This is a genomic window from Bacillus sp. FJAT-49736, from assembly GCF_018343615.1.
Lineage (GTDB): Bacteria > Bacillota > Bacilli > Bacillales > Bacillaceae_C > Margalitia.
Genome location: NZ_JAGYPI010000005.1, coordinates 105,207 through 116,794 on the forward strand (window position 1 = coordinate 105,207; position 11,588 = coordinate 116,794).

The window sequence follows — 11,588 nt, forward strand, 5'->3', positions numbered from 1 at the left end:
TCAATTTCACTATCGGGGGATGCAAATGAGAGAATATAAATATAGGACATTGACAATACTAACGGTTCTTCTATTTTCTGTTTGTTTCAGTCATACATCATCAGCAGAGACGGTCCATAATCTCAGGGAGAAAGTTTCTTGGATGAAAATAAGTAGTACTATTGGAAAATTAAATGGTGGATATATTCAGTTCGAAAATAAGAAACCGAATCATGAACTAGGTGATGGACTAGATAAGAAGGTTTGGTACTTCATGTTTAACGTTTCTGACAAACCTATTAACCAAATAAAAAAAGATGATAATAATTTAATTTACTATAGAGGCACTCGAAAAAAAGCTGGTTGGGGGATTAGCTTCGAGGATAATGAGCTTGCGAAGGATGTATATGCAACCATTGTCTATTTTGATAAGAAAAAACGAGCTTTTGCCTATCAACAGCAAAAGATAACTGTAAAAAAATTAATTATTCCATTCCAGCCAGTAAAAAAACTGACTAACAAAGTGATGAAGGAGAATAAATTAGAAAGAAATATCGTATTCACCCCATTTAAGCAAAAAATAAAAGCTGCTTATTGGAGTTATCATACTAGTCTATCACCATTTGGTGTAAAGGAAGCATTGAATATGAATGCTGATATATTTCCTTATGGCAATTACAGTACTTCATTGATTCCAACAGGATATTTAACTGTAGATGAACAATGGCAATGGAAAAAGAACACTTATTATAATTTGGTTATTTTTTATGATAAATCCCTAAAGCCTATTGGATATACAACTGCAAATTATAAAGCAAACATCTTCTAAGATTTGCGTTTAAAAAAGAATTAACCTTTATATCTTTATGTTTACTGAACAAGAGAGACGGTTCTCGTTTCCTTTTTAGGAAACCGGGATCCGTCCCCTTGTGTTTTATTCATTTTCTGACTCGGCGATTTTTTCATCTATATTTATTTTTTCTTCTTTCCACCAAATTGCCTCTTGAGGGTTCTCTAAAATCTCTGCAACTTCATTTTTTTCCTCTACTGCTGGCGCAGATCCCCGCAGTGCTTTCCCAGTGGTCTCCTTTACAAAAATCATTGTGATAACGCCAATTAAACACGCTGCCATTATATAATAGGCGGGAACCATCTTATTATCTGTCACTTCTATAAGCCACGACAAAACCAACGGAGTTGTTCCGCCAAATATGGAAACTGAAATATTAAAAGTAATCGCCAGCGCTACATATCGTACTTCCGTAAAAAACAAGGAAGGTAGCATAGATGGCATCGTTGCTTCGAAGGTGGCCAATAGAATAGCTAATATCATAAGGCCCAAAAAAACCATTACATTACTCCCATTTCCAATCATTTTGAATGAAGGGATGGACAGGAGAATTATTCCAATCAAGCCTCCTAAAATAAGGCGTTTATTTCCAATTCGATCACTAAGATAACCCATAAGTAAAACAATTGGAATCATGATAAACATAACAATGAGAATGAACAAAAGGCCTTTCGTTTCTCCATAACCTAGGACAACATTTAAATAAGATGGCATATACGATAACAGCATGTAATCCACAACATTAAAAAATAAAACTAAAACCATGCCTTTAAGCAGTTGTGGCCAATGAAAGACAAAAACTTTTTTTATTAGCCCTTTTTCATTTTCTTTCTGTTTCTCTTCATTCATTGCTTCAAAGACAGGAGTCTCCTCGAGATTATTCCTCAAATAAAGACCAATTAGACCTATCGGGGCAGCAATGAAAAACGGTATACGCCATCCCCAATCTAGCATTTTATCTGGTCCAAGCATATAATTGAGAATCGTCACGATACCAGATCCAGCAATATAACCAACTAATGTTCCTACTTCCAACCCACTCGATAGAAACCCTCTTTTTTTATCAGGTGAAGATTCCACGATGAAAGTCATGGCGCCTGAATATTCACCGCCTGCAGAAAATCCCTGAATCAATCTTGCTAACAGCAAAAGTATTGGAGCCAGATTTCCAATCCTTGCATAGCTCGGTATTAACCCCATACTTAAAGTAGCAAGCGACATTAATACTAAAGTAATGGTTAATATCTTTTTTCTCCCTAACTTATCACCCAACATCCCAAAAAACATCCCGCCAAAAGGACGAACAAGAAAAGCCACAGCAAAGGTAGCAAACGAAAACACTAATTGAAGCGGTCCGGTAACGCCAGAAAAAAACACCTTTCCTATCGTCACAGCCAAATAAGAGTAAATTCCAAAATCAAACCACTCCATCGCATTACCTAGGGCAGTAGCAAACACCGCTTTTTTTGCAGTATCTGCATCAACAATGGTAATATCCTCCTTTTTCAGTCTTCTTTCAGATTTTTTTTTAAACCTAGCCCACTTTTTCACATTTTCAGCCATTGCTTCACCTTTATTCTCATATAAATTTTATCCTAATGTTATTTTGAGTTGGCTGCTCCTTTGCTATTCAGAAACATATACAGAAACATAAGAACGGTTCTCTTGTTTCCTATTTGGAATCAAGAGAACCGCCCCTGGTTTTAAAAAATATTATGTTATTGACTGCCTAACTTCTAGTTATACATTGGACCCTTACACCGTTGGATTCACTTAAAAAGAAATACGTTTTATACACCATAAAAGTTGAGTAATTACCTAATTAGTTAGTGATAATGGAACATAAAAAAATGGTGAATAAGAAGTGATTGGTTAAGTGAACGACTCACACAAAAAAAGAACAAGATATTTCAATTATCGACTTTATACAACTAAAGATGTTCTTAATCAAACGTTTGATTAAAAACTACTTCAACCGCTATTATTAGCAATTTCAGGAGTTCAACAACTAAAAAAAATGTCAAAGATAATGGAGGATGTTTTACACATTTGCAACTACATTCCCTACCCGAATTCTTTGGAAGGCAGTTCCATTACTTCGTAACAACATTACAACTGTAATAGAAATAGTATTGTATAATACGGATAAGAATAAATGAGCAGTAGTGATCAATAAAGAAAATGAATGGAAACGAGGAACCGTATAATGGAAGATATCTTAGAAATCATTGTCCGCTCCACTGAAATAGATGTAAACGGACATGTGAACAATGCAAAGTATTTGGAATACCTCGAATGGGGACGGGAAAATTGGTATGAGAATGCCGTCCTGCCTTATGACCGTTTTCTTGAGATGGGCATTCAGACAGTAACGGTTAACATTAATATTAATTACCGGAAAGAATGTCGTCAGAATGACCGCCTTTCGATACATACGAAGCCTGAAAAGGTTGGTGGAAGCAGTTATGTTTTGCGTCAGGAAATTTATAATCAACATGGAGAAAAATGTGCCGATGCACTTGTAACAAGTGTTGCAATGGATGCCAAAACACGAAAAAGCCGGGATGTTCCGGAGGAATTACGGTCATTATTTGTAAAGAACTAAAAGAATTTGACACCCTTCGTGCCTATCCTAACGGAAGGGTGTCATTATATTGTGCTACAAATTAAGTAGCTTTTGTTATTTTTTAATTTTAACGACAATCTCTTTTAACTTAAACTCTTCCTTTGGAGCATTGCTATCTCGTGATCGCCCTTTAGATCCCTTATTAGCATCCAATAGCCGTACTACTGGAGTGATAATTAAACTGGTTGCTTTTGGGTTCAATTTTTCAAAAGAATTGGAAGGCTGAATAAATATGTCTGAATTGGTATCTCCGCCATAAAAATTGTTTCTATAAATATTTCCTAAATTATCTTTCACTTCAATACCTACAAATACAAAATCCCACTTGCCATATATCTCATTGGATACAAATCCATCGCAATAAATATTAAAGGACATCGGGGTATAAGTTATGTTCCTAACAGCAACCGTAACACCCTTCTTCTCGGTTTTTTGATTCACAACTTGATTACTATTTTTTGTAGCCTTCAAATCAAATTTAAAATTCCAGTTACCAGTTATATCTACTTTGTGTGTTTCCGGATGCAGCATAAAGCCCTCCAAATTAAACTCGAAATGACCCTTTTCTTCATCAGAATAAAGATGGCCAATGGTAATTCCAACGTAATGATTTTTATCTTTTTTAATAATTTTATGGGTAGTAGATTCCACTTGCGAAAAGGCACCTTTAATTTGTGGTATGCCAGATAAAAACGGAGATTTCCCCAAATCTTTTTGACTCTCAATATCATAGGTAATGAATATGTTTTGTCCGTCAAAAACGGCTTCCTTAACCGTTACTTTTATTCCATTATCTTCTTGCGTTATCCCAAGATTCTTAGCGTTTTCATGGTAATTTTCATAAAGTCCGTCGCCATTGAAAAAATTAAATATGCTGCTCAAAATGGGAATGTCTTTTGCAAATGTTGTAAAGGAAAGACCGAATAGTGTGGCTGCAGTTAACCCAACAGAAATACAGGCTGTAGTTAATTTCCTCTTCCATTTATGGTTGTTTCTATGTCGGTGTTTATGCCCTATAAATATCGCTCTCTCAACTGTTTTATTAAGTTCATCCATAGGCACTGATATATTGTCTATCATATTTTTAATATCTTGTTGGAGCTTCTCCATATAAATCTCCTCCTTCTCCTAAAAAATCTCCAAACTTCTTCAGAGTACGATGCAATTGTGACTTTATGGTTCCTTCTGGCTTATCCATAAGCTCCGATATTTCTTGTATAGAATAACCGTAATAAAATCGAAGTATTATTAGCGTTTTTTGTTGAGGTTTAAGCTTTTCAAATATACTTGAAATATCCATTTTGGTAATGGAAAAATCCTCCTCATTGTATCCAGAAATAAAAGGGGCCAGGTCTAATGGAATAACATTTTTATTTTTTTTCAAATGGTCCAGAGCTGTATTTATTAATATTCGAGTAATCCAAGTTGAAAAATATTCTATTTCGCTTAATTTATGAAAAGATTTATAGCTCTTAATAATTGTGTCTTGCACTATATCAAGAGCGTCTTGTTCGTTTTTAACGTAGGAGTATGCAACTCTGTAAAGTTTCTCTTGTTCTGCCCGGATTAGTTTGTCAAAGGAATTATCCTCTGAAGCATTATGAAAAGATTGAAAGATTTCCATAACTTCTCCCCCCTTTAAGGAAATTTCAACTAACTTTTTAAAATATAGGATATTGTCTTTACACTTATTAGACATTAAAAATTTTTAATTCGTTCCATTGCCGGAAATAATTTTTTAAGAAGAATATTAATTGGAGGGAATTTTTAATTTTATATCTTTTTAGTGAGGCAAGTATTCATCCATAGTCATAACATAATCACTTCTACAAGGAAAAAGCCCGAGACTAAATAAACTTCCATTCACTTAATATTTTTCTACTGAAAAGCATGTAATCCTTCTTAATTTACTTACAAGGACCCACACAAGACATAATTAAAAGTTAAACACAAAAATATCCCATAATAGTAGATCCGTTGTCTACTATTATGGGATATTCCGAAAAGCAGATGCTTATTTTACAACAAGAACATCCATCTCAGCATTTTTCATGATTGTTTCACTTACACTGCCTTCAACTAGTTTTTTTAACAGCCCTTTTCCGCTATTCCCGACAATAATTAAATCAACCTGATGGTCTAAAGCAAATTCACATAAATCAATACTAGGCTTTCCATCCAATGTTTTGTATTCAGCAGTAACATTTCGATGATTTAAAAATACTCTCGCGTGACCCATAACATCCTCATTAGGGTCATGTATATGCTCCGGTACATTATGGGGGAGCTCATCTTCTCTCAATATCATTCGAGCAGGATAGACACCTCCGTCCGGTCTTGGACCGATTGGGTAATTTAAATGATAATGATCAAAAGTAAGTTCATTCGTATGTTGTTGAATAACATGTACTACTGTAATCTTGCAGTCAGAGTTCACGGAATATATTTGGGCAGCTCTTTCTAATGCCTTCATGCTATCCTGTGAATCATCAAAACCAACAAGGATATGCTTATACATTTTTTAGCTTCCTTTCCTCTTCTGACTTTCTATTCTTATACCCGTATTCCTTGGATAAAAACATGTTTATTTTACAGTATGTTACTCACTGTTTTTCTACCTTAAACCATTAATCAAACGCCCGAATACTTTTATTGAGAAGAACCACTACTCCAATCATGGCAATGGCCGAACTAAAAGCAATTAATGTCGTAATTTCCCCAATACCTTCCGCTATCCATCCGGTTAAAAGATATCCAGCTGGCAACAATGCAACGGTACCTAACATATCTAAGCTTGCGACTCTACCAAATTTCTCTTCCGGTACAAGCTCTTGGAGACTTGTTTCCCATATGAGACCACCAAGCATATTGGAGGCTCCATTTATAAACATCAACAGCATGATGAAAGGAACACTCGCAAAAGCAGGTAAAAGGAGGAGAGATAAGCCGGTTATAGCGACAGTAGTATAAGTAAGAATTCCTCTGTTGTTCCACTTTTTCCGTATGCCGAAAATAACCCCGCAGACAACCGCTCCAGCGCCAGAAGCAGAAATAACGAGACCAAACACGGTAGGTTCAAATTTGTAATGGATATTAATCAACCAAGGAAGTAATACCTTGATAATACCTCCCCAAAAAATGTTAATAAACGAAAAGACAAGAATGGTTATCCAAAGCCATGACTGTTGCTTGATGACCTCGATTCCTTCACGAAAATCTTTTCTTATTGAGCTCTTAGCTTGTGTTTGGTTACTATCCCGCTGAAAACTTATGCTTCTCAGTGTTAACAAAAAAATAAATGAAATAATATAAGTAACAGCATCTATCCCAAATCCCCAGGATGCCGAGAATACAGAGACAATAATACCACCTATAATGGGACCAAGTAATTTCAAGCTCTGCATCATCACTTGTGTAATGGAATTTGCTGCATTACGAATCTCTTTTATAAAAACTTTTGCTCTAACGCCTGAATAAGCTGGTTGAAAAAAGCTCTCCATAATCCCCATGAAAAACATGATAATAAATATAGTGAGCATATGAAATTGATCAAAAAAAGTAATCAAAGCTAGGGTTAGCATTAAGCCGAATCTTACCAGGTCAGCAAAAATCATCACTCTCACTTTATTCATTTTATCTACCAGTACTCCTGAAAAAGGCAAGAGGAAAATAAATGGCACCATATAAATGGCCATAACCGTTCCCATCATGGCTGCTGATTTTGATTCACGCAAAACGATAATCGGCAAAATCACATTCGTAATCGAACTCCCTAACAAAGAAAACATCTGTCCTAATAATAAAGCAGTAAACTGTGGCGACTGTTTAAAAAGTTGAAAAAATGTAGCTCCACTATCCCTTTGTTTCGCTTTAACTACATTCATCCTTTTACCCCTTTTCTTAAATTAATCACGATTACCGGCCGGTTAATAAAATATAGAATATTTTTTCAATTAAATATAGACTTATATTTTGTTTTCTTTTATACTATTAATATGGAAAATAAGGTAAATAACTTTCCTATTTGCAGAACCCACAAAAAGAACACACGTTCGTTTTTTCACCCTCATAAAAATTCCTTTTCAATCCCCTTCTTAAAATTTGTTTTTATTCCTTTACGACATTTACAAATAAAAAAGACCGCGTTCCATTGAACACCGGTCCAAAAATTTTGGATTAAGGAATTATCGTCCCTTATGTTTTTGTTTAGCCTTTTGCTGTTTTTGCTCCCACTTCTTTTGTTTGCAAGCATCATTTCGTTGTTTCCTTAACTTTTTCGCTTGCACTTTCCGCTGTTCTATTTCTTCTTTTATTGCTTCTTGAGCCTTTGTCGAAATGCCTTTTTGCTTTAATTCTTTGGCTACCTTCCGCTGAAGGCGTTTTGGATTAATTGCTTTCCTTTGCTTTTTGCCAGTTTCAACTCCACGCTGCATTCCATTGTGGAGAATAGCGAGCAACCGACAGTTAACAAATTCTAAAACATCAACATCCTTTGGCTCCGATCCGAAGACATAGCGGTAAACCTTTAATCTTCTCTTTTCTTGAATTTCAATGACGCCAACCCAAAATTGGCCATCATAATAAATCGTCAATTTCATGACGATTCCCCCCTCTATTTTGAAATCATGGAATGAAGGACATCCCGAGGAGGGGAAGGTTACTGACATCCTACTATATACGATGCATTCGGACTACCAACCGAATCGTGTTTTTTCATTCCACATTATTATGTTAACAGCATAGAAACCGTATCGCAAAAACTTATTAAATAGAAACTAAGTTATGTCCTTTTTACCTTAAAATTCAGCAGTTAACGGCATCATCAATCGTTGGTTTTCTAGATCAAAGGATCCTCTTACCATTAATTTATTTTGAGTCTGATATTCGATTACCTCTCCATCAACCACATCAAACATATCCGGATGAAAATAAAATTCGATTGAATGGAAATCGTATGGTATATAGGAACACAAAATTTCAAGCGATGGCATATTTTCACCCATAACATCGAAAATCTTTAATATCCCATCTGATACTTCAAATACAAGGATTGTTTCTATCTCCTCAATAAAGAAAAGTTTTTCATAAATCCAAGGATTATAAAAATTAAAGTATAAGCACTTTAAATAAGAAATTGGAGCAAATACATTGGATAATGGTTGCTTTTTATCAAAAACCTTATTGATTATTTCTAAATGTTCCAGTTCTATTAATGGGTCTAGCTTCAATAAGGATGATTCAGGTTTAAACTTGTTTAATTTTAGCTTCTTTTTAAAGTAATACTGTTTAATTGTTTTAAATCCATATGGCGTATAAAGCTCCGGGCTATTTGTAAATAAAATCGCACCTTCATAAAGGCTATTCATCTCATCCAGCATCATTTGGAACAATCTTTTCATCAAACCCTTGCTTCGATAGTCCTGGTCTGTCATCACCGATTGAATTCCGTAGCAGTTGATAAACTTCCCATTTATATTCATAGAAAGCGGAAAAGCAGATACATTCGCTACCGCCCGATCACCATCAAAAAAAGTAAAAGGAATATACTTATCATTCCACAATCCCTTATTAGAAAAATCTCTTAGAGTACTAGTATGAATACCAAAAACTCTTTCAAACAGCGGATATAACCTCTCCCGCTTGGAAATATCATTCGTATAATTATCAAGATAAGTTAAAGAATTAATATCTATTTGTTTGTCGCCCATCCTATTCACCTCAAAAATATTAATAGTTCTGTAGCTTTCACGTCTAAGTAGCATGAAACTGAAATTAATTAGCCATACTTAGCCACCATTCCATAACAGAATCCAATTCCTTGTTCAAGTCTAGTTTCATAGAATAAAGCTTATTTAGTTCCTCATAATCGGTTTCCTCTGTAGACATCGCTATATCTATCTCTTTTATTTCATTTTCAAGGCGTTCAATCCTTTTGAGCGCCTTCGCTTTTTCGTTTTCTAGCCCCAAGTTTTCTTTTTTCATATGTTGCTCCTGTGGTGGTCTAGCAGTTTGTTGGATAGTCTTCGTATTTTGCGGAAATTGCTCTATTTGTAAATTTTTATAGTAGTCATAATTTCCTGTATAGCTTTTAAAAGAGTGATCCTCGACCGCAATTACTCTTTCTCCCATTTTATTAATGAAATATCTGTCATGAGAGATAAAAAAAATCGTTCCTTTAAACTCTTCCAGAGCTGCTTCCAATGTTTCTATGGAATCAATATCTAAATGATTAGTCGGCTCATCCAAAATTAATAAATTTATATCATGGTATAAAAGCATTCCAAGCTTAAGCCTAATCCTTTCACCCCCTGATAATTGCTTTACTTTTTTAAAGACGCTACCTTTATAAAACATAAATTTTGCAAGATATTCCCGTGCTTTACCTTCTAACATGGAAATATCCTCTCTAAACGTTTCCAACACCGTGAGTTCCTCATTTTTAAAGGTGATCTTCTGTGGTAAATAGGCTGACATTACATTAGCGCCAAGTTCTACGATGCCAGTATCAGGTACTTCTTCCCCTAAGAGTATTTTCAAAAAGGTAGTTTTCCCACAGCCATTCGGACCGATTAGCCCCACTCTTTCACCATAATGAATCATTAAATTGGCGTTCCTTAAAATCACTTTATCTCCATAGCTTTTAGAAATATCGACCGCTTTTATTACCTCTTTTCCGGACCGATCAGATGTCTTGAAATCAAGCCTCATATTCCGTCTCTGGAATATTGGTTTATCTATTCGTTCCATTTTATCGAGCTTTTTTTGTATACTGGCGGCTCTTCGAAAGAATTTATTATTATCCGCCCGCATCGCCCAATCTCTCAGACTCAATACCGTTTTTTCCATGTTGTGAATCTTTTTTTGCTGCTCCCTGTAATGTTCATATTGAATCCGCATATTTTCTTCTTTCTGACTCACAAATGACGAGTAATTGCCCTTATAAGAAATGGATTCCATATCCTCTATCTCTACAATTTTGCTAACCACATTATCGAGAAAAAAGCGATCATGAGAAACGATGATAACGATTCCTTTATAAGTTTTCAAATAACCTTCGAGCCACTCAATAGAATCCATATCCAAGTGATTAGTCGGTTCGTCCAGCAGCAAGATGTCTGGATTATGAATTAAAAGCTTTCCTAGTATTACGGTTGTTTTTTCCCCACCGCTTAGTAAATCAAAATCCTTGTTTAAAAAGTGATCATCGAATTTCAAGCCTGTACAAACCTTGCTTAATTTTTCCTCACGGTCATATCCACCTTTCACCTCAAATAGTTGAAGCTGATTACTATATTTGTTCAGCACTTTTTCAAGGGCCTCTCCTTCTATAGCCTTCATTTTTTCCTCTAGTTCACGCATTTGCTGCTCTATTCCGTCCACTTCTTTAAAAGCCATATTTAACACATCAATCACCCTTAAGCCTTCAGGGTACACAGGCATTTGTTCAAGATAAGCGATCGTAGCACCGTTTGGCCTATGAATTAAGCCTTCATCATAACCATAACTCGAGGTTTGCGGATAGCCAGGATAATAATTCATAGGCTCTATTCCAGCAATTAATTTTAGAATAGTGCTTTTTCCACTTCCATTTGCACCTACAATTCCAATTTTCTCTCCCTCATAGGCTTCGAAGGTTATATTCTTCACCACAAGGGTGGCTTCCATAAATTTTTTCACACCATTTAGCTTTAATTCCAACATTCTAATCCCTTCTTTCATCCATAATTCATGTTATGCATTTTATGGACATGACAAAGAAGACTCATTACTATTTATTTTCATAATGGCTATGTTAAAAGTATCTATGTGTATACGCGGAAATAATTTCTTTACACACCATAGAACAAGGTGCATACACTGCTGGTGATTACCTGCCTAAATAACAAAGCCTATAAAATAAAAAAGACCATAAGAAGATGGTTCTTCTTACAGTCATTTATCCGTGAAAAAACATTAATAATTTATTATACAGCGATCCGGATGAAGCCCGTGCTAAAAAGACACGTCTTTAATACCGGGTAATACTGAATAAATTATTTTATCGGTTTCTAGTAAAGTAAGTTACCTTCTAATTTGCCGTCATTCCATAAAGAGCATAACAAATAAACCTAATAAACTAGGTGTTTTGAACAC

Annotated in this window: 10 protein-coding genes; 2 read left to right on the top strand and 8 right to left on the bottom strand. The window is 35.1% G+C overall.

Features of this window, described 5'->3' with window-relative positions:
- Nucleotides 1–142: 142 nt before the first annotated feature.
- Complete coding sequence (locus KHA87_RS20260; protein WP_213095958.1) at nt 143–808, top strand: hypothetical protein; 666 nt, start codon at nt 143–145, stop codon at nt 806–808.
- A gap of 105 nt (nt 809–913) precedes the next feature.
- On the opposite strand, the gene proP is transcribed toward KHA87_RS20260, so the two are convergent.
- Nucleotides 914–2,392 (bottom strand): glycine betaine/L-proline transporter ProP, encoded by a 1,479-nt coding sequence (gene proP / locus KHA87_RS20265; RefSeq protein ID WP_213095959.1) that lies wholly within the window; start codon nt 2,390–2,392, stop codon nt 914–916.
- 643 nt (nt 2,393–3,035) lie between these two features.
- On the opposite strand from proP, the gene KHA87_RS20270 reads away from it, so the two are divergent.
- Entirely contained in the window at nt 3,036–3,434 is a 399-nt protein-coding gene (locus KHA87_RS20270; RefSeq protein WP_213095960.1) for an acyl-CoA thioesterase, read from the top strand.
- Nucleotides 3,435–3,509: 75 nt separating this feature from the next.
- On the opposite strand, the gene KHA87_RS20275 is transcribed toward KHA87_RS20270, so the two are convergent.
- From KHA87_RS20275 to abc-f, 7 genes are all read right to left on the bottom strand, one after another.
- Nucleotides 3,510–4,565 (bottom strand): DUF4179 domain-containing protein, encoded by a 1,056-nt coding sequence (locus KHA87_RS20275; RefSeq protein WP_213095961.1) that lies wholly within the window; start codon nt 4,563–4,565, stop codon nt 3,510–3,512.
- Nucleotides 4,540–5,079, bottom strand: coding sequence for a sigma-70 family RNA polymerase sigma factor (locus KHA87_RS20280; RefSeq protein ID WP_213095962.1), 540 nt, complete (start codon nt 5,077–5,079; stop codon nt 4,540–4,542). Before KHA87_RS20280 ends, KHA87_RS20275 begins: the two co-directional genes overlap by 26 nt.
- 390 nt (nt 5,080–5,469) lie before the next feature.
- Entirely contained in the window at nt 5,470–5,973 is a 504-nt protein-coding gene (locus tag KHA87_RS20285; protein ID WP_213095963.1) for a universal stress protein, read from the bottom strand.
- Between the two features lie 109 nt (nt 5,974–6,082).
- Nucleotides 6,083–7,339, bottom strand: coding sequence for an MFS transporter (locus KHA87_RS20290; RefSeq protein ID WP_213095964.1), 1,257 nt, complete (start codon nt 7,337–7,339; stop codon nt 6,083–6,085).
- Between the two features lie 300 nt (nt 7,340–7,639).
- Nucleotides 7,640–8,053, bottom strand: coding sequence for a YjdF family protein (locus KHA87_RS20295; protein ID WP_213095965.1), 414 nt, complete (start codon nt 8,051–8,053; stop codon nt 7,640–7,642).
- A 198-nt stretch (nt 8,054–8,251) separates the two neighbouring features.
- On the bottom strand, nt 8,252–9,163 hold the full coding sequence (locus KHA87_RS20300; protein ID WP_213095966.1) for a GNAT family N-acetyltransferase: 912 nt from the start codon (nt 9,161–9,163) through the stop codon (nt 8,252–8,254).
- Between the two features lie 64 nt (nt 9,164–9,227).
- A complete protein-coding gene (gene abc-f / locus KHA87_RS20305; protein ID WP_213095967.1) occupies nt 9,228–11,156 on the bottom strand; it encodes a ribosomal protection-like ABC-F family protein in 1,929 nt (642 codons plus the stop codon).
- Between the last annotated feature and the right edge of the window lie 432 nt (nt 11,157–11,588).

Coding starts and splice junctions, on each gene's coding strand:
- KHA87_RS20270 (WP_213095960.1), top strand. CDS start 3,036: ATGGAAGATATCTTAGAAATCATTGTCCGCTCCACTGAAATAGATGTA.
- proP (WP_213095959.1), bottom strand. CDS start 2,392: ATGGCTGAAAATGTGAAAAAGTGGGCTAGGTTTAAAAAAAAATCTGAA.
- KHA87_RS20285 (WP_213095963.1), bottom strand. CDS start 5,973: ATGTATAAGCATATCCTTGTTGGTTTTGATGATTCACAGGATAGCATG.
- KHA87_RS20295 (WP_213095965.1), bottom strand. CDS start 8,053: ATGAAATTGACGATTTATTATGATGGCCAATTTTGGGTTGGCGTCATT.
- abc-f (WP_213095967.1), bottom strand. CDS start 11,156: ATGTTGGAATTAAAGCTAAATGGTGTGAAAAAATTTATGGAAGCCACC.
- KHA87_RS20260 (WP_213095958.1), top strand. CDS start 143: ATGAAAATAAGTAGTACTATTGGAAAATTAAATGGTGGATATATTCAG.
- KHA87_RS20280 (WP_213095962.1), bottom strand. CDS start 5,079: ATGGAAATCTTTCAATCTTTTCATAATGCTTCAGAGGATAATTCCTTT.
- KHA87_RS20300 (WP_213095966.1), bottom strand. CDS start 9,163: ATGGGCGACAAACAAATAGATATTAATTCTTTAACTTATCTTGATAAT.
- KHA87_RS20290 (WP_213095964.1), bottom strand. CDS start 7,339: ATGAATGTAGTTAAAGCGAAACAAAGGGATAGTGGAGCTACATTTTTT.
- KHA87_RS20275 (WP_213095961.1), bottom strand. CDS start 4,565: ATGGAGAAGCTCCAACAAGATATTAAAAATATGATAGACAATATATCA.